This is a genomic window from Actinotignum timonense (assembly GCF_002860685.3).
Lineage (GTDB): Bacteria > Actinomycetota > Actinomycetes > Actinomycetales > Actinomycetaceae > Actinotignum > Actinotignum timonense.
Window position 1 is genome coordinate 136,111 of the sequence record NZ_CP136960.1, and the last position, 24,320, is coordinate 160,430.

The following is a 24,320-nucleotide window of genomic DNA, read 5'->3' on the forward strand; positions in this document are numbered from 1 at the left end:
GACACAGCGGTAGAGTTCGCAACGATACGGAGGTGAGATGTGAACGAGCGTAACTGCGGGCATCGGTCGTCATCCCCACCGAGAATCACGCCCCTCGTCAAGTGTTTAGCGCTCATAGGTTGTTCTCAGCTCGTTGCCGTCGGGTTGTTTTACTGCGTAGCGGAAACGAATGCGGCTACTGCTTCTTTTGCATCAGTGTTGGAAATGAGCTTCCTGACGATATTGGCCAGCTTCTTCCTCAGGAACGGTGTCATCACTGCTCTGGTAGTAGCTTGCATGTTACTCATGCTCATATCTCTCGCCCTCATTGGAGTACTTGTGCGTAAGCCCGGAATGTCCCTCTTCGCTACGCTGTCCAGCATCACTCTAGGCTTGTTGCTATATTTCCCAACCGCAGGTGGCGCACTGTTTCCACACGCACTTGAGATGTCGCCAATATCTTTTGGGCTACTTCTGCTTTTCGGGGTTCCTCTCGCAGTGGTCATCTGCGGGCGGCTGATTCATAAACAATGCTCACACACAAACCATTAGACATTCTCTCGGCGCCGGCTCGGGAGTAGGAGTTGATTGCTAGGCTACGTCCCTTCTGCACAGAAGAGAGATACCCACAGACGCACAAACCAGCAGCCAGCAAATTATGAAAATGAAAGCGACTAAGCCTGAATGCAGCGTGTTAACCCCGGGCGAAGATAGGAGGCTAAGCAATTCAGTTCTGTCCAACGCTGCCGGAAGTGAACCAATATTCCCAGTCAAGGTAAACCCGTGCAAGACTTTGAAGAAGCCAGAAGAGCCGGACAACATTCCAATGCCAAGCGTTTCAATGCCGAAGGTCCAGCCAAGGCCGAGCATCACAGCACCCAATATCGACCTGGTCAGATACCCGAATAGAGACCCCAAGACTGCATATGAGAAGAGCCCGAGAGCCGTGGCGCCAAGACCCAACATCGTTCCGCCGAAATCAAAGTCGAACCCCGCACCTTGAATAGCGGTGAAAATAGTGGAGCAAATAGCCGCTGCAATAAAAGAACACAAGGCCATAATCAAGGAGACGACCGCCATGGTGACCAATCGGCTGACTCCAAGCCACCAGCGTTTGGGGATTCTTACCAAAAGGACACCCAAGGTCCTTGACTCGTAGTCACTGCAGACCAGGATGGCTCCCACTGTGACGCCAACCGGGATGGCATAAAGAGGGACAGAAGCTGTAACGTATTCACCCAGCACCGACAACTCGAGGCCTGCCCGTAGAGCTTCAGCAGCTTCGGGCCCGATTGCATCGGTCGCAGTGTGGTAGACGATGTACGGAATTACATAAGCAAAAATCACGATCTGGAGAACCCAGATGAGCACAGCTATCCGAATCGCCGGCCTAAGGGTCGCCGCTTTCACATCTGTGCGAACGATCTGCCATAAATCTGTTGACGAGCTTTTCTGGACACTAACAGTACTCATTTCACTGCTCTTTCTGAGTCATCGACAGATAGGCGGCCTCTAGGGAGTCTCGTCTTTTGACGGACCTGACCTCGATATCCTCCTTGACTAGGACCTTGACCAGATCGGATGCATTCACATCCTCCGGCAGATAGGCAAGGAGGCTTGACCCCTCGGCCTTGACCTTGACGCCCATGGCCTCCAATAGCCGTGCAGCCTTAGCTGGGTCTCCCACTTGCAGCTCTAATGGAGCCTTACCGTTGAACTGTTGACGAAGCTGCTCTGGTGTACCGTTAGCCACAAGTTTGCCAGATTCCAGGACGGTGACAGTGTCGCAAACTTGCTCAATTTCTCCTAGCAGATGGCTGGAAAGCAAGATTGTGGTTCCGGACTCCCGAAGGGCCCTCATCAAATCTCTCGTTTCCGCAATCGCCTGCGGGTCCAGGCCATTGACCGGCTCATCAAGAATTAGCAACTCGGGCTTGCCTAGAAGGGCAATGGCTATTCCGAGGCGCTGCTTCATGCCGAGAGAGTATCCTGAGGCCTTATCTTCAGCTCGATTGGCCAATCCAACAAGATCGAGGATACGCTCACATTCAGCAGTGTCCACACCGAAATATCCGGCGAATAGGGCCAAATTTTGCCTTCCACTAAGGTGCTTATAGAAGGCAGGCATTTCAATCAACCCACCCACCTTGTGGGCCATCTGCCCGGCAGGCCGTCCGAATACATTAACGGTGCCGGATGTGGGTCGAATCAGATTAAATAGGCACTTCATCAACGTAGTTTTACCGGCCCCATTCCTACCCACTAGCCCATGAATGGCACCCTTTTCTACAGAGAAATTGAGGCCATCAAGCGCCACCATTCCTGTCCGGTAGGTCTTACTCAGACCATGACAGTCAACAACCTTTTCCATTGGCTCTCCTATAGCTTCGAACCAGTTTGTCTTCAGGAGCGGTACCGAAATCACTGTACTTATCAGCTAGCAGGTAACCAGTTTTTTCCACTTGCGAATCTTGGTTCGGAAGGTGGTAAACGGGGCGACCGTGTTGATATGCACCCACTTCCACACCGGCCACGCCGATGGCGTGGAAGATGCCCACGCCCGCTGCCCAGACTCAAACAACTCCGCTTCAGTCAGGCCACCCACCATCTTGACCACTTCACCAAGCAAGTTCCCGAACTGGTCAATCAACTCTTCAGCAGGTTCTTGTTCCCAACGCTGGTAGAACGACTCATACAAGCCACCCAGCTGGTTCCACTTAAAACCAGGGGCCGGAGTCACCACATCTTTGCCCGCTTGCTCGTCACGTTCCCAGCTGAGCAATAGTTCTATCCAGCCCACCTGGTAGGCGATCATCTGCCGGGGCGTGCGATCAACACCATCAACCAGCCGATCCCAGCCATCATCGGGCACGTCTGCGAACTCGCCGAGAAATAGACTGCCGCGTTTAGCGATCTCTACCTGCAGCTCAGTGCCAGATTCATATGATCTCACCGCACACCTCCTTGCGAAGCAGCGTTAGTTTCATGCTCCGCTAGAGCATTAAACCATGAACCTATGCCCGATTACGAGAAATACGACACCCGCTAACGCGGACTTATTAAATCCGACGTGGAAGTTGGAGCCACCTGAGAGAATCGAACTCTCGACCTATTCATTACAGGTTCCATGCCTTTGCCGGGGCGCTTGAAAACAGCTCAGCACTACGCTTAGTTTTTTTACTCTTCTGCTGGCAAGTCCGGCAACTACGGCGAGTGTCCCCATGCCGGCATTGCCAGCAAGTCCGGGAATTTTGCATCGACACATAGCACGATCAAATACGAGCTTCGTTACATCATCGATAATTCAATACAGCCTTACCGGGGCAGTTACAAATATCCTCATGGAAAAAGACAATCCACGTAACGAACACGTCCTCGATCAGTGGCGTCTGGCGATGGCCGCCCAGTCACTTTCCCAAACAACGATTACTGAGAGAATCCGGGTCGTCGGTGCGCTAAGCAGAGACACCTCTGTAACTGCGCTTGAGATGAAATCCGAGGACATCGTCTCCTGGCTAGCCCAGCGCCCGAGCGCTTCCACTAAGTGGAGCTACTACACCCATTTGAATGCCTTCTATCGCTGGGCATTACGAATGGCTCTCATCAATAAGAATCCCCTTGACGTAATCCCTGCGCCCAAAAAACCGAAGAGCGCACCCCGCCCCATCCCGACCGAACTGATAACCACAGTACTCTCCTCAAACCTCCATATCCGCACGCGCGCGATGATCGTTCTCGCCTATTACGAGGGTCTCAGAACGCATGAAATCGCTAAAATCCGCGGAGCTGACTACGACCCACTAACCACCCAACTAACCATCCTCGGAAAAGGAGGAAAAATGGCTTTCATAGCCGCGCACCCCAAAGTGCAGGAAATTGCAAAACAAATGCCTCAACACGGCTTCTGGTTCCCCGCATACGTGAAAGCCGGGCACATAAGCCCTAAATCGGTAGGATACACGATAAAAACGACGTTCAAGCGCCACGGAATCACGATGACGGCTCACCAGTTACGGCATTCCTTCGGAACCGATCTCGTTGCCAAAGGCGTTAATCTTCGGGTAGTTCAAACACTCATGCGCCACGAGAGTATCCAATCCACAGCCATCTACACCCAGGTAACAAACGCTCAGCAACAACTTGCAATCGAAAACCTATAGAAGGAAATCTCCATGATTATCGCTATCTGCAACCAGAAAGGCGGCGTTGGTAAAACGACGATTGCCACGAATCTCGCACACCGCATCGCCCGCACCTCCAGTGCTCATGTGTTGCTGGTGGATGCTGACCCGCAAGGCTCGGCAACTACGACGCTCGGCGTCGAAGTAGACGCCGATACCTTGACCGTCAATGATGTGCTTGCGGCGGTGTCCGCCGGAGCGCCACCCGAAACAGCCCGCCAAGCAATACTGGAAGTGCCTGGCTGGGGTATTGATCTACTCCCCGCCGATAGAGCGTTGTGGGATCGGGAAAACGACACCACGCTCGGCCGGGAATACAGGATCAAAACCATCCTCGCTCCCCTGCATGATGCTTACGAAACTATCGTGGTGGACTGTCCGCCATCCTTGGGGATGCTCACCACCGGCGCTCTCGTCGCCGCCGATGTGGCGTTGATCGTCACCACGGCACGGGAAACCGCCTGCGATGGCGTCGCGGAAATGATCACAACCATCGCCACTATTAAATCTCTATATAACCCGGCTCTTGAGCTTGCGGGAATCCTCGTGAACTCCTACCAGCAAGGGCGCTTGGACACGAAGCGGTGGCTGACCGAGCTAGAAGCCACTTATGGCGACTACCTGCTCGCTCGGTATATGCCGATGAGGGAAGCATTCCCCCACACCGCAACCAACCACACCCCCATCAATAACGGTGACCCGCTGATTGAGGAAGCATTCAAGACGCTACAAGCCGCCCTTGCCGGCAACGCCGCACCAGCCGTACCTGCCGCGCCTGCCGGCACTCGGGCACCCGCCGTACTTGCCAGCAGTGCCGCACCCGCCAGCACCGCCAGCCATACCAGCACGGCGGCCCTGGGGGCTTGCTCATGAAACCCGTCCTCGACCTCACCTGCGGTGCCAGGATGATGTGGGTAAACAAGCACGACGAGCGCGTCACCTACTGCGACAACACAGCCGAGACCCACACGCTCTGCGACGGCCGCACCCTCACAATCAACCCCGACCAAAGGGAAGACTTCCGCGACCTCTCGTTCCCAGACAACACGTTTTACCTCGTGGTCTTCGACCCACCCCACCTCAACCACCTAGGAGAATCCTCCTGGTTGGCGAAAAAATACGGGAAGCTCGCACCCTCCTGGGAAGACGACATCAGGGCCGGATTCGAGCAAGCCTTCCGAGTCCTACGCCCAGGCGGCGTCCTCATCTTCAAATGGAACGAAACCCAAATCCCACTCTCCCGCATCCTTACCCTCACCCCGGAAAAGCCACTCTTCGGCCACACCGGAACAAGCAGCAAAACCCACTGGATCACTTTCCTCAAAACACCGACCAGTAAAGGAACCCAGCAATGAAAATGACGAAAAAAGACGCACTGCGTTACCTCTCCGACCCAACCGACACTATCTATCGCAAGCTCCTGAGAAACGGGGCCGTGGAAGCCTGGAACGGAACATCAATAAACGCCAGCCTCGCCGAATGCCGTCTCTCCTCAGACGACTGGAAGAAAGCCGGCAACCACGTCATCAAAAACGGCACCGATAAAGACCTCGTGGATCTCTTCTTCCTGCTTGCCGAAGCCCAAGGCATACTCGCGCGGGTCGTCAAACACTTAGACAAGATCAAAGCCGCATACGAAACCACCATGGAAACGGAATAACAATGAAAAAGCCAGACACACACGCGTTGCGCACACTCAAGAAAGCACCCATCACCAACCCCGTCGTCGCTGCCAGCACCGAGACACCCGCCGTACCAGCCGGCAACGCCGGCACGCCCGCACCTGCCGCACCCGCCAGCAATGCCGGTGCGCCTAGCAAACGCGGGGTAGAGAAAGTGAAAATCACCCTCCGCCTACCCCGCGAAACCGCAGACATCATCCGCGGCGCCTGGCTCGCCGACGTCGCCACAGGCAACAGAATCTCCCTATCCGAATGGGCAACCACCATCATCACCGACCACATCAACACGGACGTGACACCCGTCCCGGCAGGTGCCACACCTAAAGGAATCATCTAACCCACAACCCCAAGATTGGAGACATTCTCATGTATTTCCTCAACCCAACCTCCCAACTGACCACCCAGGATGTGCGTCAAGCGGTACGTAATCTCGTCATCGACACCGGCCTTGCTGAGATCGAGAAGCACGGCATCCCCGATAGTGCCCACGATGTTGAGGACACGACCGGGAAACTCGCACACGACGCCGATGCTGTTTTCGATGCCTGGGTATCCAGCATCATCGAGGCCACCCGCCGACACCTCGCCGACGAAATCACCGAAACTCTCGCGAGCGGAAACCACAAGCGGATGAAGCAAGCCGAACGTTACAGCTCGGAATACAAGGAATGCCTAGCACGGGCAGAAACGGCCCTCGAATGCGATAACCAAGAACTCGCCGACGAAGCACGCTGTGACGCTACACAAGCCTGGGGTAAGCACATGTACCACAAGGCTCAAGCCCTCCTTTGCATCGAGCATTGCTGCCGGATCAGCGACCTCCGGCACTTCACCCCCACACTCGATGACGTGGAAAAAGAAGACAACCCGATCATCGTCGTCACAGACACGGACGGAGACGAATAAATGACCCCCACACCAGAGCAGATTATCGCGGCCACCCGCGAACACTTCGCAAAACAAATGCTTGATCTTCTTTTCCGTATGGGACGGGAATATGACCGGGAAGCCAGCGCTGCTTATGAAAGCCACTCTGAGGCTTGCAGGGAAGCTGAATATGCCCACGAACACGGTCTTTCAGAGCTTGAATATGACGCCTGGGGAAGATCACGCGACGCATACACACACTACGAGCACGCGCGGGGCATGGATCACGCGTGCGGGAAACACCGGATCTATATTCGGGAATTCCTGGACAAGGTTCCTACTCTGGCCGAAATCGGTATCCCAGATGCCCAGCCGGCCGAAGATGCTCCGATGGAGGTGAGTAAGTAATGCGGCCAGAAGAAAACCTTGCCAGCCATGCCGGCAACGAGACACCCGCCGCACCCGCCAGCAATGCCGGCACAGCCGTACCCGCCAGCAACACGGGTATGGATCGTAATGCCGGCTGGAAGCTGCTCGCCAGTTTCATGAACCGCATGAAAGAAAAAGAGCAAAACGGCACCTGGCAAAGCTACCGAGACACTAGCGACGAGGAGGGAGACACCGATGGGTAACAATATTTATCCAGGCAAGAAAACCGCCTACTGCTACACCTGCAAGAAACCCCTGCATTATCTCGGCATCGCCGCACACCGCGCCCTCCATCACCGCGACCGCGGTATCGACTGCACCATCCGCTACACCCACGGCGATGTCTACACCTGGAAATACTCCCAACTCAAAAACCAAAAAGAAAAGGAACTCTCATGAGCATGAGCACCGGCCCCCTGGACGAGGGCACCATCATTTTCAAGAAAATCAGCGAAGACGAAATCGGGATCACCGGCGTCGCCCTCACCCCCGGCAGCCAGGCCGCTGTCACAACAAAAAACGGCGACGTTGTCACTGTTCTGGTTGGTGAGATCATCGACGAACAACAAGGAATCCGCACCGCCACGTTCGAGTGGATTGAGGAAGACCCCACCGAGACCCTTGAGCCGGGCCAAGCGATCTACCGCAAAGACAACCATTTAGGTCAATACATCATTGTTGGACGCGACCTCACAGAGGGTGCTACCGCAACCGTGATCACCAAAAACGGGACACAACATGAGGTAACGGTGGGGGAAATCCAAGCAGATGACGGCACTGTCCAGTCCGCGCTCTACCGTCGTAACTACCCGCCCATCCCGGAAGGGCAAGCTATCTATCGGCACAATCCCGACACCGACGAATACTTCATCGAAGGCCCGAATTTGGAAGAAGGCAAAGACGTCACCGTCATCACCAAAAACGGGAAAACCCACACCGTCACGGTTGATGACGTCATCACGGTCACGGAGGAAGGCACAGTGCTTGCCACCTACATCAAACACAAGCTCACTGACGCCGAATTAACCAAAGGTGGGCGGTGTATCTTCCGGGAAATCGACGGAACCTGGTTCGTCATCGGCCAAAACCTCGCTATCGGGCAAAACGCACGAGTCTCTACCCGCAAAGGCACCCAAACGGTAAAGATCACGGCGATCACTAAGGAAGAAGACGGGATCCAGACCGCCCGATACACGTGGCCGAAAAAGAAGAAAAAATAGGAGCCCCTAACCCAAAACTCCCAGCCCCTAGCGTTGTGTCTAACGTGAGGACTGGGAGTTTTTACGTGGCTGGCAAGGCTGGGCTGGGACATCCTGTTCCGATATGTCCTATGAGTGCGTACAGCGGCGAAGGTTGCTGGTGAACTCGCCTAGGTTTGTTGAGTAATTAGGGAACGCGGCGTGTAGGTACTCGGTGCTTGTGGCGTAGACGAGTACCGTGTCGCGTCGCCCGGAAAACACGTCTTCTTCTTCGTTTTGGTTATACCAATCAATAGCCTGGCTAATATCACTACTGGAAAAAGGCGAAGCGTACAAAACCTGTTCTTCTCGGTCATATTCGAGAAGATACAGGTTAGGGCCAAGAGAGCCGAAAGCCTTCCCGATACTCTGGAAAGTTGCATCTGTTGCGTCTACAAGATCGACGCAAATCTGCTTGGAGCACGGTAACGCTTCGAGCTCGCGTTTGAGCGCTTCCCGACCATTGGGAACATTAGATGCTAACGGGCGGTCTTCCTCGAGAGTGAAAAGGGCCGAGGCCAGCTGGAAAAATCGCCTTATATCTTCGTAGGAAGCGCGCGATCCTGCCAGTTTTTCAGGGCTCTTGTAATCCTGGCCGTATATCGCGCTTGCTGCTTCGACTCCCGTTGCCCACGAGTGCTGGAGTCTCGTCCTGATCTGGATTTCCACTCGAGAAGGTAGTGGTTCACCGGGTACGACGACGATGATGTGACATGAGCGGTAGCCACTATCTTGGGGACAAGCAATATAGTCTTTGATTCCGCGGGATTCTTTCACATCCAAGCGGCGTAGTACTTCGGCTACGGCAAGGTCTACTTGCTCGCAGGTTTCCACGATAAGCCGGCACCCGCCTATGTCGTCCATGGAGCCGAGCTTGAGGTTGGTGTTCTTGCGTGAGAGTTTCTTGAGAATTGAGCTGATTCGCTTCAATCGGAAAGTCACAAGAGAGTGCGGGATGAGCGTGGATATTTGCTGTAGTTCCTCAAAAACAGTACGTGTAGGCTCAATTTGCATAGAACGCCATGCTTGCACGAGGCGGAAGTATTCTTGAATCTCCTCGTCTTCTCCGACGCGAGCAAGGTCTCCACCGTGTGCGACGTACGCCTGCGCTAGGGCTTTTCCGGCTTTGTTAGCTTCACCCCTGGATATAGGCCGCACACTGTCTTGCATGGTAGAATCATAGCAATTACGGATATTGAGGTAAAAGGAGGCGAGATGGCTAAAGTTGAAGATGTAGCAGCGCAGATTCTTGAGCGTTGCGGGCGTATGACCACCATGAAATTGCAAAAGCTTACGTTCTATTGCCAGGCTGCATATCTCGCCGAAACGGGATCTCCTATTTTTGAGGAAGATTTTCGCGCCTGGGTTAACGGCCCGGTTTCTCCGGAGTTATTCAGCAAGCACCGCGGTAAGTTCTTTATTTACCCCGGCGAGCTAACCAGTGAAGCCGGCACACTATCCGCTGACGCACTGACTGTTATTGACGGCGTTTGCGATGAACTCGGTGACTTGACCGCGAATGCTTTGGTCGAAAAGACTCACGGTGAGCAGCCGTGGCTTGATGCGCGTCAAGGTTGTGACCCGCAGTCACACTCCCAGGAGATCATCTCCAAGGAGTCGATCAAGGCTTACTACCGTACACATCCAGTCGTCGAATCCTTGCTGGTTTAGCGGTCATACTCGGTTGAAGGGGCAGCGTTGCGCTGCCCCTTCAACGTTGCGGGGCGCTGCCCCACACCCCGCTGGGGACACCCGTGCCCCCAGACCCCCGCGGGCCGGCCTTGCCCCACAGGGGCAGGCCGATAAAAACACCACCCAATACCACCACGCAACGTCCCAGCCCTAAGAAAACCCGAAGCACGCGGTGACTCCCACACGCCTCACCAGCATGGCATCATGGAAATATGGATATGAACATGTTCGCGGGCCTTAAAGACACCGGCCCAAAAGACGTACACTTTAACTGTCCGGGAATCCTTGCCAAGAAACTGCAAATTCTTGCAGTGGTCAAGGAAACAACCCTGACCGCCCTGATTGTTACTGCCCTGGAAAACTACCTCGAAGAGATAGAAAACCAAGAACAGTAACTGTTGAGGCTGGCTGGTAATGGAAGCAGCCCACCTCACACACTGGGCGACCATATTGGATGCGGCCGTGAGCTGGAGAACGCGCGACTTAGAAGCCCGGCCCTCCAATAATTTTCCCTTTTGTTTTGAGCCGACCCCTTGAGGCACAAAAATGGCGCCACCCCTTGGGTGGCGCCACCCCTATTTAATCCACCCCTTATCCTCAAGGACAGCAATGGACAACAACCCGAAAAACGCTTCCACACCAAAACCAGCGTATGGAGATATGGATATACCGCCACATGGAGGGTATTCTGGGAACCGGAGAGCCAGCAAAAGGCGCAAGGTGACGCCTGCGCCTAGCCAGCTTGCTTTTGACTTAGATGCCCTCATGGGGCTAACAGAAAGGACGAGCGATGTTGATCGACCCGAGGGACGCCGGCCAGCCACTCCAGACACGCGAAGTGTGGAGTCGCTGGGCGCAAAGCAACCCGGACGAATGGGAGGTAGCCCGCAAATTCTTCCTCGAGATGGAAACGTATCTACCCCCGAACTACTACCCGAACGCCGAGGTAGAGACGTGGGAACTCTTCCCACTGGATTGGGACTGGATAGGAGTGGACATGCCCTACGAGTTTCTGACCGATCAGGAGAACTACGAGGAGCTGTACGTCCCGCGGATGAAGGAAACCCTGACCGAGGCACTACTGCGAGTATTCCGGCGCGGCCTGGCGGTGCGGATCGAGGGAACAGCGATGAGCCTGGACGAGTTGATCAAGGAAGACTTCTGGATCGAGTCCTACCAGGTAGCACACCTACCCCTGAAGAAAGTGACGGGCAAGCCGAGGCAGGACGAGCCACCGCTCTTCCATCTGGCCTGGCAGGCAATGGAGGACACGGGCAAGATGCGAGGGGAGATCATCGACATGTTCACCTCAATGCAGACGATGAAATCAACACCGGATCGCAAGTGCCCGGCCTGGGTAGCCCAGTGGCAAGCCCAGAACCCGCCAATCGAATGGGAGAACCCGACAACGCCCTCCGAGATCGAGGGGTGTTGGTAGACCCACCAGTTCCTCATCTACGCACGCGGCCACAAGACACGATCACGGGCGTGCGTGCCCGCGTGTCCGCTAATATTCACGCACTCGAACTAGCCGAGCAGGGCGGGCTAACCGAGCGTGACCTCGAGCAGGTCGCGCTCTTTAGTGGGTGGGGCGGGCTGGCGGAAGTCTTCGACGAAACCAAACCCCAGTGGGCCGCCGTGCGCGAGCGTCTCCACGACATTCTCGGCGAGGAGGGCTATAAGGCTGCGCGGCGCTCTACTGTCAATGCCCACTACACCCACACCAAATATGTCGCGGCGATTTGGGATGCACTCAAAGCTGCCGGCGTTCAAAGCGGTGCGGGACTCGAGCCGGGGTGTGGTATCGGGCATTTCATCGCGCACGCACCCAACAACCTCACCATGACCGGCATCGAGCTTGACAGCACGGCTGCACGCCTGGCCCAGCTCCTCGCTCCCAGCGACACCATCCGAGCTGAAGGCTTCGAGACCACCACGCTACCCCCGGTCTTTGATGTGGCGGTAGGGAACGTGCCGTTCGCTGACCTCGCTTTATTCGACCCGGCCCATAATCCGGGCCGGCACTCGATGCACAACCACTTCATCATCAAATCCCTGGATTTGCTCAAATCTGGCGGCTATGCGGCGCTCATCACCTCCACCTACACCCTGGACGCGAAAAACCCGGCCGCACGCCGCGACATGTATGAGCGCGCAGACCTAGTGGCAGCTATCCGTCTGCCGTCTGGTGCTCACAGTGAGGCTGCCGGAACCAGCGTTGCTAGCGATCTGTTGATCTTCCGCAAACGCACTCCAGGCGAAACTCCGCAAGAGTTCACGTGGGAACACACCCACCCCGTGCGCCTACCCCGTAAAGACGGAAGTACCGCGATATTTGCGCTCAATAACTATTTCCTTGACCACCCCTCGAGTATTCTTGGTGAGCTTGAAGCCGGGAGCGGGATGGGTGGGCGCGACGTGCTCACCGTGCAAGGTAAAAAGACACCCACCGACGTCGCAGGTAGCCTCGCGGCCGCGCTCACCCGCGTATTTACTGATCTTCCCGAGCGTCTTGCATATAGCCCGCAGGTTATTGAGATCGACGCCGAAGCCCTCACCGCCCCGCTCGAGGAGGGCATGGTTGCTGGTTCTTTGCGTCCCACACCTCAAGGCATGGAGCGCCTCGCCGCTAGTGGGGAGTGGGAGAGCGTGCGTCTAGCGAAGAAATACGTTGCCGAGACGCATCGCTTATATGAGCTGTTCACGCTTGTCTCGCGTCTGGTTAGCGCGGAAGAAACCGCGCCGGCCGCAGACCCCGCGCTCGAAGTGCTCCGCACCCAAACCCGCACCGCCTATGAGGCGTATGTAGCCGAGTATGGTGCGCTGAATCGGAATACGAAAAGCATCCGTATCGACAAGAACGGCGAGGAAGTCTTGCGGGTGGCCTACCCGCAAGCCGTCCGAGTCTTGAAGAAAGATCCCCGCCACGCCCTCTTGTTTGCTCTCGAGAAATGGGATGACGAGACAGAACGCGCCACGCCGGCTGATATTCTCACCTCCCGGCAGTTGTATGCGCCCTATACGCCTAAAGGCGCACAAACCACCCGCGAAGCACTGGCGATGAGCCTGGAGCAAACCGGTGGTATCGACCTGCCCTACATGCACTACCTCCTAGGCTTCCGAGAAGAAGTTATTGGCGGTCAGCTGATCGAGGAGGGCCTAGCCTTCCTTGACCCCGAAACCGCGATTCTCACCCGCGCCCCCGAATATCTCTCCGGCAACGTACGAGAAAAACTTGCCGCGGCGCGCTCGGCTGCTCAAACCGCCCCCCAGTACTCCGTGAACGTGGAGGCGTTGGAGAGAGTCATGCCGGAGCCTATTGACTTCACCGAGATCACTCCGAGTATCGGGGCGAGCTGGATCCCGATCCGGGACTATCAGCAATTCTTGCGCGAAATGCTCGATGACGGCCGCCCGAGCCTAACCCTCACCCAAGACGGCGCATACTCCGTGAACTTGAGCGGCGCCCAAACGCGTTCCTATGAGCAAGAAACCCGGTGGGGCACTACCGCTATGCGAGCCTCCGACATCTTCACCAAGCTTTTGAACGCGAACACCATTGAGGTCACATACACCGATCCCGATAACAAAAACCGGAAACTAGTGGATATGGCGGCCACGGCCGCGGCCGTGGCGAAAGGCAAAGAAATCGAAGACCACTTCAACGAGTGGATCTTCGCTGACGCGCTGCGTACCGAGCGTCTCGTTCAAATCTATAATGAGCGCTTTAACTCGCTGGTGGGTCGGGATTACACCGACGTCGGAAGTGGTCTCACGCTTCCCGGCTTGTCTTCCTCAATCCAGCTTTATGACCACCAGAAAACAGCTATCGCACGGATGCTCTATGAGCCGACCTGTGGGCTTTTCCATGAGGTAGGGGCCGGGAAAACGCTCGCCATGGTGTGTGCGGTCATGGAACAACGGCGACTCGGGCTAGTCACCAAACCATTGGTGGTTGTCCCCAACCATTTGGTTGGTCAGTTTAGGAGCGAATGGCTGGCCGCTTACCCGGCCGCCCGCCTCCTCACCCTCGAGAGCGAAGACATCTCTAAAGCCAATAAGGCCGAGTTTTTCGCCCGCGCAAGGATGGGTAATTGGGATGCGATCATCTGCTCCCACTATGCCTTCAGCCAGCTCCCCCTGGGTAAAGAAACCATCAAAGTCTACGAGCAGACCAAACTCGACGAGACCCGTGCCCGTATTGCTTTCGAAGCCGCACAATCCGGCGATGTCTCTATCTCTAAGCTGGAGAGCAAAATGCTTGAGAGCGAAGCGTCAATTAAGCGCGAGATCAACGACGCCAAAAACCGTCACGATGATTCTTTACTCTCGTTTGAGTCTCTCGGCGTCGACTATCTCGTCGTCGATGAAGCCCACGCCTACAAAAACCTCCCCGTCAAAGGCGCGGAGAAATTCGCCGGTCTGCTTGGCGGCACGTCGTCGCGTGCCCTCGACCTCGACATGAAAATCAACTACCTACGCTCCCAGGGAAGAGAGCGTATTTGTACGCTCGCAACCGCTACCCCGGTCGCCAACTCGATGGGCGAGATGTGGGTGATGATGCACTACCTACGCCCCGACATTCTCGCCGGTGCTGGCGTCGGTGACTTCACTGCCTGGGCACGCCAGTTCGCCTCCGCCTCCACTGCGGTGGAAATGAACGCGGGCGGGGGCTACGTCGTCAAACAACGCTTCACAACCTTCAATAACTTGCCGGAGCTGCTCTCGATGTGGCAGACGTTCGCCGACGTCAAGCTCACCAGCGAACTCGGACTCAATCTCCCCGAGATGAAAACCCGTAGTGATGGGGAGCGGCGCGCCGAGACCCTCGAGATTGATTTGGGCGGCCCGATGGAAGAATTCCGGGAGCGCTTGGAGGAACGAGAAACCGCCATCAAAGCCGGCATGGTCAGCCCCACCGAAGACAACTATCTGTGCCTCACGAATGATGGGATCACGTTCGCGACCGACTACCGCCTCTTCACCGACAAGAACATCTCAGCGCTCAACGGCGTCGACACCGAGACTATTACCCACCAGAAAGTCGATGTCGTGGCTGAAAATGTCTACCGGGTGTGGAACGAGAACAAAGACAACCAGTATCTGGATGACACAGGCGCAGTATCTCCCACGCGTGGCGGGCTGCAGATTGTTTTCTGTGATAAAGGCACCCAAACAGACGGCAGCTTCGACATGTACCACGAACTCAAGCGGCTCTTGGTTGAGAAAGGTGTGCCAGAGAGTGCTGTAGCGTTCGTTCACGAAGCGAAAAACACGCTTGAGCGCGACGCGCTCTACAAGCGCGCCCGCTCCGGCTCCATCCAAATATTGATTGGTTCGACTGAGAAACTCGGGACAGGTGCGAACATCCAGGCGCGGGCGGTGGCGATTCATCATGTTGATGTGCCCTGGCGGCCAGCTGATCATATTCAAAGGAATGGGCGGGTCTTCCGTCAGAAAAACCAAAACAGTGAGGTCGCCGAATACCGATACTGCACCCTGAAAAGTCTGGATACCATGAAGTGGCAGACCTTGGAGCGGAAAGCCGCGTTTATTGGCCAGGTCATGACCGGGAAATACTCCGGGCGCTCCATTGAAGATGTCGCCGAGCGCCAGATGTCGTATGCGGAAACGAAAGCTATCGCCTCCGGAGATATCATGCTTATGCGGTCGGTTGATTTGAAAAACCAGATCCAGGGCTTGAAGAATGAGCGGGCTGCCTGGCGTACAAAAAACGCCAACATAGCCTCGAACTTAAGGCTCTTAGGAACCACGGGTATGTTCCTGGGTCGCTATGGGGATGCTCTCGAGCGCGTCCAAGAAACCCTCACCAATCCGCCTGCGCCGGTTATCAAGTTCGATGACACGACCGTGACCGAACGTAAAGTGGCCGCGGCGCGATTGAATGATGCTTTGAGCGTACTGCCAAGCTATATTTTCCGCACGGCCGCATCGCGCGGCGCGGGCGCTATCTCGTGGAATCCGGTCTATAGCCTGCCTAAAATCGAGATCAACGGCGTTCCTATCGCCTTCGGTATCACGACATCATATTTAGGTAACGGACACGGCCTGGTCGCCGTGCCCGCAGCGTTTGCTCAGCAGCTTGAATACTATCGCCGCTATTTTCCCGATAAAAGCGGCCTAGATATTTCCGTGGAGGTGCAGTTCAAAGGAACCACCATCCCGCGCCTGGACTACCACTATTTTGTGAGGCTGGAGAACATGATCGGCAAACTCGATGGTTTGCCGGAGAAGATAAAAGAATACCAAGCCAATATCGAACGCGAAAAAATGCGCTACGGGAGCGAAACGGAGGAGCGCTGGTCGGGTGAGTCTAAACTTGCCACGCTGGAAGCCGAACTCAAAACGATTACCGCGAGCCTCAGGGAAGGTAAACGCACCCAGCAACAAACCATAAACCTATAAAACGCGAGCACGGTAAGGCCCGTACCGCGCGCGGTGTGCGCGGTACGGGCCTTACCTTATAGCTTCCGTTATTGTTGCGGGAAGTGTTCACTCACGCCGACATTTTCGCCCCCATCGACACCGCTTTGATGTTCAGGCCTCGCCTCATCGTCGCCGGTATTCGAGTCACTGTCCGCGCCCGGGGCGTTACCCTCGCCCGCGTTTTCCGTGCCCGCATTGCGGTATTTTTTGAGCAAAAGGCGGCGCTCATTATTATCAAGCGCGAACGCTTGCACGATCTGTTTGACCGGCAAACCCGACTCAACCAGCACGCCGCGTAAGTCCACGAGCGTTGCTCGCAGCTCGCGCAATTCACCCAGCCTTTTCTCGAAATCCGAGACCGCACCGATGCGCTTTTCCAGCTTTGCGTAATCCGGAGCGATCAGCGGGCTGTCTTTCAAGGCCGCTATTTTCTTCCTCACCACAACCACCACTTCAATACCTGTCGGTGTGGCGTAAGTTCCCGAAACAAAATATTACCACCCACCACTCTTCCATTCCACGCGCCCCGCGCGCCCACCACCAACGCCACCACGTTTACCGCCGGAGTGCGTGTCATTTTTGATCTAAAAAATGAACCCACCCACCACCAAAAACGCTACCCAGCTATGTGCGCTGCCGGCGCTGCTCTGTACCATTTTCCCACCCACTTCGCACCACGAAATAATGCTATAATGGCACGGCGGGTGCGCCACAATCATCTGACCGTCTGGGCTGCGTGTGGACATGAAATGTCCACACGCTATGCCACGCAAGACGTGGCGCCAAGCTTCGCTTGGCTAGCGGAATACACGCCGGAGGCGTGTACCTTTTCCACTGGCCAGGCCGGCTACCCCGTGAAAAAACTTTCACGGGGCGAGGAACGAAAGTCGCCCCTACGGGCCTGGACTTTTGTCCTAGCCGACCGGCTTAGCAAGCTTAGCATTTGAGGATACAAATGCGCTTGCCCGCCGCCGCGGGGTGATATAGTATGGGGACACCCAAACCCGTTAAGGAGGAAAGCGTGGAAGGCGCGCCATCCTCCGGGAGGAAGCGCCGGCTAGAGAAGCACCTCTATTTCGACGCTGAAGAATGGATACGGGTGGAAGCGCGGATGCGCTCCCTGGGCCACACTAACTTTTCTGCGTTCACGCGCACATTATTGCTCGGCCGGCCGATACCAACGAGGCCAGACCGAGGCCCGCAGGCGGAAGCACTCCTGAGAGAGCTGAACAGGCTAGGCGTGAACCTCAACCAAATCGCACGCAACGTGAACTCTGCTCATGTGGCGTCTTTTGAGCAGGTTGAGGCAGCCAGAAAACTCATGGAACAAAGCAGAAGGCTTATAGAAACATTCACGTTGGGAGGCGGCCGTGGCGGTGACGAAGCTGACTCAGATCAAGACGACACTGGGTAAGGCAGTGGACTATGTATGCCAGGCATACAAGACCAACGGACACTTACTCGTTTCTTCGAATGCGGGACTGTCGTGGGTGCCTGAAGATATCACGAAAGGCTTCATGGCCACCCACGCCGAGGCATCGTTCCATAAGAGTGTTGGCCGGCCTGGGAGCGTTCTCGCCCACCACCTCATTCAATCTTTCAAGCCCGGAGAAGCAGATGCCAACGAGGCACACGATATCGGAATGGAATTGATTCACGAGCTGTTAGGAGACGCTCATGATTACGTAGTGGCAACGCATGTGGATAAAGACCACATCCACAACCACATTCTTTTCAACCCCGTCAACCGCGACACGTGGAAGCGCTGGCGTTGCCCGAAGACCCGTGTCTATGACATCCGCGAGCTATCCGACAAGCTCTGCCGGCAGCACGGTCTGTCAGTCATCAAGAACAGGCGCGGACACGGACGCGATAACAACATCGGTGACCTTTATGCCCAAGCGCGTGGCGACTCGCGTAAAGACGATCTGCGGCGCCTCATCGACGCCGCCATTAGCGAGACCGCTACCTGGGAGGGATTCCAAACCGAACTCGTCGCCCGCGGTATCAAAATGGAAACCAAAGGCCAACACATCCTCTTCACGCTCCCTGGCACGAAGCGATCTATCAGAGGTGCAAAGCTCGGAGCACCCTACGCCCCAGCCGCGCTACGCGCGCGCCTCGGGCGCGCCCAAGTCTTCGAATACGTCGCCCAAAAACACCTCATCGAGATGCGTGAGGACGGCACCATCGAGGTACTCCTACCCGGAACGCGCGGCAGTCTCGCACTCATACTCCCAGCCTCATCTATTTCAGATAGTGGGGGCACCTACCGGCTCTACATCGAGGCGGGTGCCGAGCTAACCATCATCAACACGAAAGACGCCTCGTTCCACACCCAGATCGAGCCAAGGCAGCTCTATACGTTCTTTACTCTCCCGGTTAACGCACCACCAGCGCTTATTGCGGGGAAGATACCGCGCGGGAAAACACCGGCCCAGCGCGCCTACTTCGCAGCCATAGACAACCAGTGCGAAAAGCTCCGAGCGCGGGCAGACGTCGTGAACCTCACCGCCCGCGCCGTACATATGGGCACAAGCGAACTCACCGCATACCGCGATGAGCTTCGCCTTGAGCGCGATAACCTCGTCGAGAAAAACGCGAGCCTCGTTATCGAACGCCAAGCCACGCTTGATGAAGGAAAGTCGAGTGAGGTTATTGATCGGAAGATCGACCGCACCACCACCCGCATCACCACGCTTGAGACCGCACTCAAAAGAATCGACCAACGCACCCAAACCCAAACCAGGATCCAAGGAAAGGAACTCTCATGAGTATTATGGGCGGCGAACAAATCGCCAATACAGTTACGGCAACACTCCTGCAAGCTGGCCTAAAAATCACCGGCTACTTCCTCACCGGCTCCCTGCAAGCCGTTCGGCTCACCGCTCAAGGCGGCCTCAAACACCTCGCGAAATTGAAAGGAGTTGCGCCCAGTCAGCGTGAGCATGGCCGCATGACGATCAAGTCCTTGCAGCGTAAAGGTGGTGATCTCCATTCGGCCGAGATCACCCCGGAAAACCTTGCCGCTCTCAAAAAATACTTGAGGCGCGCGGGCGTGGATTTCGCGCTTGAGCGCGCCGGAGAAGGCTACTTCGTTCACTTCCAAGGAAGCGATGTGGCGCTCATGCAACACGCCTTGGCCCGCATCGAAGCCGACCTCACCCCCACGCGGCAACAGGCTAGCCAGAGCAAGCCGGGCACCGAAAAAGATACGCCGGAAAAAGACACACCTGAGAAGACGGCATCCAAGAAAGACGAGAAAGCACCAGAAGCAGACGCGCCCGCGCAAACCGGCGACGTCACCCAACCCGCCGATACCACCCCGAACGCCGACGCCGCCGCTCTGTCTGCCTCGGAAAGCCAGACACCCCAGGCACCGGCGACGTCGGAGACACTGCCGACGTCAGACGCGACGCCCACCGCTACGGTGCCGACGTCAGAGGCCGCGCCGGGAAAGAAACCGGTCACGAAAGAAAAAATCCAGACCCGCAGCGATGTGGCGCGTGCTATTGAGAAGAAAGCCCGAGCCAAAAAAGCCGCACTCAACGGGCGTCCGCCTGTGCCTGCCCAGGTGGTCTCGAAGAAGATGGGCCGGTAGAATCCCGTGGATATTTTCTGTGCCGGCACTATCGCCAACACCCCACAATGGAACCTCGAACACACCTCCTTGCGGTTCATTATCGAAACGCAGGCTGCTATCAAAACCACAGTGATAGCTAGTGGCCGCCTCGCCCGCTACCTCGGCGAAGAACTCGCATTACAGCGCGGCACTCAAGTACTTGCCTACGGAGCAATCGAGCAAGGCGAAGACGGCGGCATTTTCCTCGCCCCCTATTCACTAGCCCCCGACTATTTCCCGGACTGGAGCACGCCATGACCCGCGGGACGTTCACGCTCATCACGGGCGAGCCAGCAGAGCGCGCCCTCGCCCAGCTCCTACGCGGTCACGCTCCCTTGACCGCGCTCACGCTAGCCGAGGCCCCCACTCATCCCGATGTCGCCCGCCTATTGCCCGCCAATGTGGAAGCGCTTGTTTACCGCGAGCCTGGCTTGTGTTTGATCGACACGGCCATCGACCCCCACGCTATCTTCGACACCCTCACCCGCCTACGCACACCAACGACCGATGTCGGTGACGCCGATGGTGTGGGTGTCTCTGACGTCACGACGTCAGAGACACCGCCACTCGCATCTACCGCTTCCACTCCCGACCTTGCCGACACCCAGGAAATCCCGCGGGTTTCTTTCACTTATGAGGGCCGGGCTGATATTGCGGCTGTGATCGAGACCCGCGCGAAAAAGAAAGCACACCAATGACCTACATCCTCACTATCCTCGGCCTCCTCCTCGCCTTCTGGTCGGGCAACAAGGTCTGTTTCCAGGTACGCAGCGACATCGAAACCGGCCTGCCACTCACGGATATTCTCGACCGCTTCTACCTCGATCTCCTTGAGCGGCCTTTCCATATCTCTTTTCACGAGATCGACGCCACCGCCGGTCTGCTTCTAGCGACCACAATCGCCCTAACCGCCCTTTACCAAAAAACCATGAAAGGCACCCGCCGCGACGGCGCCGAACACGGCTCCGCGCGCTTCGCCACCCAGGCCGCGATCCGCCCCTACCGCGACAAAACCTACACAAACAACCTGCTTTTTACTCGCACCGAGCGCTTGTCCCTAGACGGTCGGAAAACCCAACGCAATCTCAACGCCCTCGTTGTTGGCGGATCCGGGTCAGGTAAATCCCGCTACTACGTTTTACCCAACCTCGCGCAATTCAATACGTCGTTCGCGGTCACCGACCCCAAAGGCGAACTCTATGCCCAAACCCACGCCGCACTCGAAGCCGCGGGCTACAAGGTGCGGTGCTTCAACCTCGTCGACTTCAACCTCTCCGCCACCTTCAATCCACTCTCCTACTTCAAAGACGCCCGCGGTGAAATCGACATCAGCATCCTGGTCGAAAACTTCATCTCGAATACCACCGGGCGGCGGCCCGCCACCTCGAGTGACTTCTGGGAAAAAGCAGAACGCGCACTCCTCACCGCGCTCGTTGCCTATATCTACTACACGAAAGGCAACGCCGGCACACTCATCGACGTCGTTGATCTGCTCGCGCAAATGCAAGCATTCGAAAAAGACGACGAGAGCAAGTCCGATGTCGATCTGCTCTTCGAAGCAACTGAGGAACTCATCCAGGAAGCCGAAATCGCACGCCAAGACCCCACCCAAGACATTTTCTCCCCCGAGGCTCTCGCCGCGATCGACGGGCTACGCTTCGCCGCCTCCCAATACAACACTTATTTGCAGGGCGCGGGAGAAACTAAAAAATCAGTGATTATCTCCCTCGGAGTGCGGTGTGCTCCCCTCCACATGGCACCCATGCGGACACTTCTTTCTACCGATACCCTCCACCTCGAACGCATCGGCTTGGAGAAGACGGCGCTGTTTTTGATCATCCCTGACACCCACGCCGCCTTCAACTTCCTCGCATCCATTTTCTTCGAGCAACTCTTCGAAACGAATATTTATATCGCCGACCACGAAGATTCACGCCGGCTGCCTGTTCAACTCCAGGTGTTTATGGACGAGTTCGCGAATATTGGCAGGATTCCGTCTTTTGAGCGGAAGATTGCGGTCATGCGCTCCCGTGCCATCTCCGTATCCGTGATCGTCCAGAACATGGCGCAGGGCAAAGCGCTCTATAAGGAAGACTGGGACACCATCGTCGGCAACTGCGACTCAATCCTCTTCCTCGGCGGACAAGAACGCTCCACCACCGAATACTTCTCGAAGATGCTCGGCAAGCAAACGATCACCACCACAGATGTTTCTGAGAGCCGGGGCAGGAACGGAAACTGGACACGCGGCCACAAACGCCTCGGACGTGAACTCATGACACCCGACGAAATCGCCCACATGCCGACCGACAAGTGTCTGTATTTTCTGCGCGGTCTCGACCCTTTCTACTCGAAAAAACTCGAAGCACCAAATGTGTAACCGCAACCAGTCGGGTTTAATCGCTCTCTTCCTGACCGGGGTGGTTGTTTCCCTTAGACGTTTCTATTGATCGATCGGATCTTATATCGTGCATGATTTGCAGATCACGTAATGCATTTTCAAATAAGGCGCTCTTCGTTCCTGGAAGGCTTAGCACTGTCTTAAAACCGTAATACAAAAACATGTAAGAAATGAAGACAATGCCAAGAAGTTGCCACATGAAAACTGTGGCTGTTTCTGGCAAGGCACTTCCATCGCCGGGGACTTTGAAAAATCGCGTTAATACGCTAGTGAGTACCGAGGTCACGACGATTATGAGCAGCTCGGGCCTTTTCCACGCAGGACTCTTTAAAGCTCTCTCCAAAGGACTCTTTGCGCAGTTGGCATTAGCAAGCATGTGTCCCAAAATCTGTGAATCAACAGTGAGTCCAGCCTCTCGAAAAACTCTCGCGAGGGCTACGCAGGATTTTTTCCGATGTTTCGAAAGATTCCGTTCGTACGAAAAAATACGTATAAAACAAAGGAACAATACCCCTGCGGCGATCACGGCACACACTCCCGCAACGCCCTTTACGTTAGTCGCGTCTGCCAGAAAACAAACTCCGTAACTCCATGCAATAATAGCTGCGGGAACCCAAAAGATACGTATGCATATGTCATAAATATCCCAGCGAGTCTTGACTCCAAGCTTCTCGATTTTCTTCTTAAAGCTCTTGAATATATCTTCTAGTAGCACAATCGTGCTAGTGTCACTTTTTGCGCTCCCGCAGTCCGCCACCGGGCCTGATCCTGCAACATTCGCTTGATCGGTATCTTCGATGCCCATGGTCATTTCTCCCTTCCGGAATTTACAGTGTAAAAATATCACCGATAACGAATTCCAATAAAGGGTCTACCGGCACAAAGAATCCTGGTTTCACGAACCTGAGATCTTTAGTGTCCATGACTTGCTATCCGTCGACATTATCCTTCTCCGAGGAATGCTTTAGCCATGCGTGAGGAACCGAAAAGCAGGGTGAGGAAGAAGACCGGCGCGGCCAGCAGCCCCGGAAGATTCGCGGTCAATGTGGAGAGCATGTTATCCCCAGTCAACGAATTGACATCCACCATGTCCATCGAAAAATACGAATAGATCGTGATGCACAAGATGATGACCACACCATGCAAGACCGCGCCAGCGTACCGGCGCAAATATCCCACGCCGATGCTTTTCGTCTCCGGGTGCGAGAGGAAAACAAGAGGGAGAGTTGCGGCCGCACTCAAGATATAAATCTCGGCGAAACGCAACAACACAATGATTTTCACGCCTATAGAGGCGACAATGGAGAGCAGCCACGGCAAGAAAAGCACGAGCATGAGGCCGGCTTTGTCGGCTAGCCCGAGGTCGTCTACCGCTGTTTTCACCGATGCCGGAAGCTCACCCCCGGCAACCGTGTCCGGACTCTGGGCTACTACTCCGGCGGTGATTTTCTCTCCCGCCTCATTAATCGAGGACAAAATGAGATCGACGTTTGCTATTGCGATCAATATCAACGCGGCTTTCAGCAACGCGAGAGCGATCTGTTGGGTGCCGCTCTTGCTATCTCCCTCATACCGGGTAGACAAGCGCGCTAGCTCGAGCACGAGAATAATCGCGAGAATAGTCGCCGCCACAGGCTTTACCGCAACCGAGTTCAGGCTCGTGCAAAACTCATAAGCGCTCTGGTTGTAGGAGGCGATATCTGTTTTCAGGTCATCGACCCCGCCCGCAAAGCTGCCGCCGAAAATCGCGGTGAGCATCGCCAAAATAATCCCAGCCACAAC

Annotated in this window: 27 protein-coding genes; 20 read left to right on the forward strand and 7 right to left on the reverse strand. The window is 55.8% G+C overall.

Annotated features, from left to right (window positions below; genetic code table 11):
- Positions 1-570: 570 nt before the first annotated feature.
- The 3 genes from CYJ17_RS00535 to CYJ17_RS00545 all read right to left on the reverse strand — a co-directional run bounded on the left by CYJ17_RS00535 (position 571) and on the right by CYJ17_RS00545 (position 2,932).
- A complete protein-coding gene (locus tag CYJ17_RS00535) occupies positions 571-1,452 on the reverse strand; it encodes a hypothetical protein (RefSeq protein ID WP_087070309.1) in 882 nt (293 codons plus the stop codon).
- A 1-nt stretch (position 1,453) separates the two neighbouring features.
- Positions 1,454-2,350: an ABC transporter ATP-binding protein gene (locus CYJ17_RS00540; RefSeq protein WP_087070308.1), complete on the reverse strand. Its 897-nt coding sequence runs from the start codon at positions 2,348-2,350 to the stop codon at positions 1,454-1,456.
- Between the two features lie 66 nt (positions 2,351-2,416).
- Positions 2,417-2,932 carry a ClbS/DfsB family four-helix bundle protein gene (locus CYJ17_RS00545; RefSeq protein WP_087070307.1) on the reverse strand — a complete coding sequence of 172 codons (516 nt, stop codon included), beginning with the start codon at positions 2,930-2,932 and terminating at the stop codon, positions 2,417-2,419.
- Positions 2,933-3,320: 388 nt separating this feature from the next.
- Here CYJ17_RS00545 and CYJ17_RS00550 point away from each other — a divergent pair, with 388 nt between their 5' ends.
- From CYJ17_RS00550 to CYJ17_RS00595, 10 genes are read left to right on the forward strand one after another with little or no spacing between them, the layout of a single operon-like run.
- The gene (locus tag CYJ17_RS00550; RefSeq protein ID WP_180948897.1) at positions 3,321-4,139 is read left to right on the forward strand and encodes a tyrosine-type recombinase/integrase; all 819 of its coding nucleotides are present in this window, start codon (positions 3,321-3,323) and stop codon (positions 4,137-4,139) included.
- Between the two features lie 12 nt (positions 4,140-4,151).
- Positions 4,152-5,033 (forward strand): ParA family protein, encoded by an 882-nt coding sequence (locus CYJ17_RS00555; RefSeq protein ID WP_101657641.1) that lies wholly within the window; start codon positions 4,152-4,154, stop codon positions 5,031-5,033.
- Complete coding sequence (locus tag CYJ17_RS00560) at positions 5,030-5,515, forward strand: class I SAM-dependent methyltransferase (RefSeq protein WP_101657640.1); 486 nt, start codon at positions 5,030-5,032, stop codon at positions 5,513-5,515. Before CYJ17_RS00555 ends, CYJ17_RS00560 begins: the two co-directional genes overlap by 4 nt.
- A complete protein-coding gene (locus tag CYJ17_RS00565) occupies positions 5,512-5,820 on the forward strand; it encodes a hypothetical protein (RefSeq protein ID WP_101657639.1) in 309 nt (102 codons plus the stop codon). Before CYJ17_RS00560 ends, CYJ17_RS00565 begins: the two co-directional genes overlap by 4 nt.
- Before the next feature lie 2 nt (positions 5,821-5,822).
- Positions 5,823-6,179 (forward strand): hypothetical protein, encoded by a 357-nt coding sequence (locus tag CYJ17_RS00570; protein ID WP_101657638.1) that lies wholly within the window; start codon positions 5,823-5,825, stop codon positions 6,177-6,179.
- Between the two features lie 29 nt (positions 6,180-6,208).
- Entirely contained in the window at positions 6,209-6,748 is a 540-nt protein-coding gene (locus CYJ17_RS00575) for a hypothetical protein (RefSeq protein WP_101657637.1), read from the forward strand.
- Positions 6,749-7,117 (forward strand): hypothetical protein, encoded by a 369-nt coding sequence (locus CYJ17_RS00580; protein WP_101657636.1) that lies wholly within the window; start codon positions 6,749-6,751, stop codon positions 7,115-7,117.
- On the forward strand, positions 7,117-7,341 hold the full coding sequence (locus tag CYJ17_RS00585; RefSeq protein WP_101657635.1) for a hypothetical protein: 225 nt from the start codon (positions 7,117-7,119) through the stop codon (positions 7,339-7,341). Before CYJ17_RS00580 ends, CYJ17_RS00585 begins: the two co-directional genes overlap by 1 nt.
- On the forward strand, positions 7,334-7,537 hold the full coding sequence (locus CYJ17_RS00590; protein ID WP_101657634.1) for a hypothetical protein: 204 nt from the start codon (positions 7,334-7,336) through the stop codon (positions 7,535-7,537). Before CYJ17_RS00585 ends, CYJ17_RS00590 begins: the two co-directional genes overlap by 8 nt.
- Positions 7,534-8,358 (forward strand): hypothetical protein, encoded by an 825-nt coding sequence (locus CYJ17_RS00595; RefSeq protein ID WP_101657633.1) that lies wholly within the window; start codon positions 7,534-7,536, stop codon positions 8,356-8,358. The genes CYJ17_RS00590 and CYJ17_RS00595 overlap by 4 nt, the downstream gene beginning before the upstream one ends.
- A 108-nt stretch (positions 8,359-8,466) precedes the next feature.
- Here the strand turns inward: CYJ17_RS00595 and CYJ17_RS00600 are convergent, their stop codons facing one another.
- Positions 8,467-9,546: a RelA/SpoT domain-containing protein gene (locus CYJ17_RS00600; RefSeq protein WP_101657632.1), complete on the reverse strand. Its 1,080-nt coding sequence runs from the start codon at positions 9,544-9,546 to the stop codon at positions 8,467-8,469.
- 45 nt (positions 9,547-9,591) lie between these two features.
- On the opposite strand from CYJ17_RS00600, the gene CYJ17_RS00605 reads away from it, so the two are divergent.
- The 4 genes from CYJ17_RS00605 to CYJ17_RS00620 all read left to right on the forward strand — a co-directional run bounded on the left by CYJ17_RS00605 (position 9,592) and on the right by CYJ17_RS00620 (position 16,494).
- Positions 9,592-10,047 (forward strand): Panacea domain-containing protein, encoded by a 456-nt coding sequence (locus CYJ17_RS00605; RefSeq protein WP_101657631.1) that lies wholly within the window; start codon positions 9,592-9,594, stop codon positions 10,045-10,047.
- Positions 10,048-10,280: 233 nt separating this feature from the next.
- Positions 10,281-10,463, forward strand: coding sequence for a hypothetical protein (locus CYJ17_RS00610; protein ID WP_101657630.1), 183 nt, complete (start codon positions 10,281-10,283; stop codon positions 10,461-10,463).
- Between the two features lie 395 nt (positions 10,464-10,858).
- Complete coding sequence (locus CYJ17_RS00615) at positions 10,859-11,506, forward strand: hypothetical protein (protein WP_180948896.1); 648 nt, start codon at positions 10,859-10,861, stop codon at positions 11,504-11,506.
- Between the two features lie 62 nt (positions 11,507-11,568).
- Complete coding sequence (locus tag CYJ17_RS00620; protein WP_180948895.1) at positions 11,569-16,494, forward strand: helicase-related protein; 4,926 nt, start codon at positions 11,569-11,571, stop codon at positions 16,492-16,494.
- Positions 16,495-16,562: 68 nt separating this feature from the next.
- Here the strand turns inward: CYJ17_RS00620 and CYJ17_RS00625 are convergent, their stop codons facing one another.
- On the reverse strand, positions 16,563-16,967 hold the full coding sequence (locus CYJ17_RS00625; RefSeq protein ID WP_145989823.1) for a hypothetical protein: 405 nt from the start codon (positions 16,965-16,967) through the stop codon (positions 16,563-16,565).
- Between the two features lie 536 nt (positions 16,968-17,503).
- On the opposite strand from CYJ17_RS00625, the gene CYJ17_RS09600 reads away from it, so the two are divergent.
- Genes CYJ17_RS09600 through CYJ17_RS00650 form a run of 6 tightly spaced genes read left to right on the forward strand, consistent with a single transcriptional unit; the run spans position 17,504 to position 22,517 of the window.
- Positions 17,504-17,929: a plasmid mobilization protein gene (locus CYJ17_RS09600; protein WP_101657627.1), complete on the forward strand. Its 426-nt coding sequence runs from the start codon at positions 17,504-17,506 to the stop codon at positions 17,927-17,929.
- Positions 17,886-19,289, forward strand: a complete 1,404-nt coding sequence (locus CYJ17_RS00630; RefSeq protein WP_101657626.1) for a relaxase/mobilization nuclease domain-containing protein — start codon at positions 17,886-17,888, stop codon at positions 19,287-19,289. The genes CYJ17_RS09600 and CYJ17_RS00630 overlap by 44 nt, the downstream gene beginning before the upstream one ends.
- Entirely contained in the window at positions 19,286-20,116 is an 831-nt protein-coding gene (locus tag CYJ17_RS00635; RefSeq protein WP_101657625.1) for a PcfB family protein, read from the forward strand. The genes CYJ17_RS00630 and CYJ17_RS00635 overlap by 4 nt, the downstream gene beginning before the upstream one ends.
- 6 nt (positions 20,117-20,122) lie before the next feature.
- Complete coding sequence (locus CYJ17_RS00640; RefSeq protein WP_101657624.1) at positions 20,123-20,395, forward strand: hypothetical protein; 273 nt, start codon at positions 20,123-20,125, stop codon at positions 20,393-20,395.
- Complete coding sequence (locus CYJ17_RS00645) at positions 20,392-20,835, forward strand: hypothetical protein (protein WP_101657623.1); 444 nt, start codon at positions 20,392-20,394, stop codon at positions 20,833-20,835. The genes CYJ17_RS00640 and CYJ17_RS00645 overlap by 4 nt, the downstream gene beginning before the upstream one ends.
- Positions 20,832-22,517: a VirD4-like conjugal transfer protein, CD1115 family gene (locus tag CYJ17_RS00650; RefSeq protein ID WP_101657622.1), complete on the forward strand. Its 1,686-nt coding sequence runs from the start codon at positions 20,832-20,834 to the stop codon at positions 22,515-22,517. The genes CYJ17_RS00645 and CYJ17_RS00650 overlap by 4 nt, the downstream gene beginning before the upstream one ends.
- Positions 22,518-22,533: 16 nt before the next feature.
- On the opposite strand, the gene CYJ17_RS00655 is transcribed toward CYJ17_RS00650, so the two are convergent.
- Together CYJ17_RS00655 and CYJ17_RS00660 are read right to left on the reverse strand one after the other, a co-directional pair.
- Positions 22,534-23,343 (reverse strand): hypothetical protein, encoded by an 810-nt coding sequence (locus tag CYJ17_RS00655; protein WP_145989822.1) that lies wholly within the window; start codon positions 23,341-23,343, stop codon positions 22,534-22,536.
- Between the two features lie 137 nt (positions 23,344-23,480).
- Positions 23,481-24,317, reverse strand: coding sequence for a hypothetical protein (locus CYJ17_RS00660; RefSeq protein WP_101657620.1), 837 nt, complete (start codon positions 24,315-24,317; stop codon positions 23,481-23,483).
- Positions 24,318-24,320: the final 3 nt, after the last annotated feature.

Coding starts and splice junctions, on each gene's coding strand:
- CYJ17_RS00615 (WP_180948896.1), top strand. CDS start 10,859: ATGTTGATCGACCCGAGGGACGCCGGCCAGCCACTCCAGACACGCGAA.
- CYJ17_RS00645 (WP_101657623.1), top strand. CDS start 20,392: ATGACCCGCGGGACGTTCACGCTCATCACGGGCGAGCCAGCAGAGCGC.
- CYJ17_RS00590 (WP_101657634.1), top strand. CDS start 7,334: ATGGGTAACAATATTTATCCAGGCAAGAAAACCGCCTACTGCTACACC.
- CYJ17_RS00605 (WP_101657631.1), top strand. CDS start 9,592: ATGGCTAAAGTTGAAGATGTAGCAGCGCAGATTCTTGAGCGTTGCGGG.
- CYJ17_RS00560 (WP_101657640.1), top strand. CDS start 5,030: ATGAAACCCGTCCTCGACCTCACCTGCGGTGCCAGGATGATGTGGGTA.
- CYJ17_RS00585 (WP_101657635.1), top strand. CDS start 7,117: ATGCGGCCAGAAGAAAACCTTGCCAGCCATGCCGGCAACGAGACACCC.
- CYJ17_RS00655 (WP_145989822.1), bottom strand. CDS start 23,343: ATGGGCATCGAAGATACCGATCAAGCGAATGTTGCAGGATCAGGCCCG.
- CYJ17_RS00540 (WP_087070308.1), bottom strand. CDS start 2,350: ATGGAAAAGGTTGTTGACTGTCATGGTCTGAGTAAGACCTACCGGACA.
- CYJ17_RS00535 (WP_087070309.1), bottom strand. CDS start 1,452: ATGAGTACTGTTAGTGTCCAGAAAAGCTCGTCAACAGATTTATGGCAG.
- CYJ17_RS00635 (WP_101657625.1), top strand. CDS start 19,286: ATGAGTATTATGGGCGGCGAACAAATCGCCAATACAGTTACGGCAACA.
- CYJ17_RS00595 (WP_101657633.1), top strand. CDS start 7,534: ATGAGCATGAGCACCGGCCCCCTGGACGAGGGCACCATCATTTTCAAG.
- CYJ17_RS00650 (WP_101657622.1), top strand. CDS start 20,832: ATGACCTACATCCTCACTATCCTCGGCCTCCTCCTCGCCTTCTGGTCG.
- CYJ17_RS00565 (WP_101657639.1), top strand. CDS start 5,512: ATGAAAATGACGAAAAAAGACGCACTGCGTTACCTCTCCGACCCAACC.
- CYJ17_RS00610 (WP_101657630.1), top strand. CDS start 10,281: ATGGATATGAACATGTTCGCGGGCCTTAAAGACACCGGCCCAAAAGAC.
- CYJ17_RS00600 (WP_101657632.1), bottom strand. CDS start 9,546: ATGCAAGACAGTGTGCGGCCTATATCCAGGGGTGAAGCTAACAAAGCC.
- CYJ17_RS00555 (WP_101657641.1), top strand. CDS start 4,152: ATGATTATCGCTATCTGCAACCAGAAAGGCGGCGTTGGTAAAACGACG.
- CYJ17_RS00550 (WP_180948897.1), top strand. CDS start 3,321: ATGGAAAAAGACAATCCACGTAACGAACACGTCCTCGATCAGTGGCGT.
- CYJ17_RS00570 (WP_101657638.1), top strand. CDS start 5,823: ATGAAAAAGCCAGACACACACGCGTTGCGCACACTCAAGAAAGCACCC.
- CYJ17_RS00580 (WP_101657636.1), top strand. CDS start 6,749: ATGACCCCCACACCAGAGCAGATTATCGCGGCCACCCGCGAACACTTC.
- CYJ17_RS00575 (WP_101657637.1), top strand. CDS start 6,209: ATGTATTTCCTCAACCCAACCTCCCAACTGACCACCCAGGATGTGCGT.
- CYJ17_RS09600 (WP_101657627.1), top strand. CDS start 17,504: ATGGGGACACCCAAACCCGTTAAGGAGGAAAGCGTGGAAGGCGCGCCA.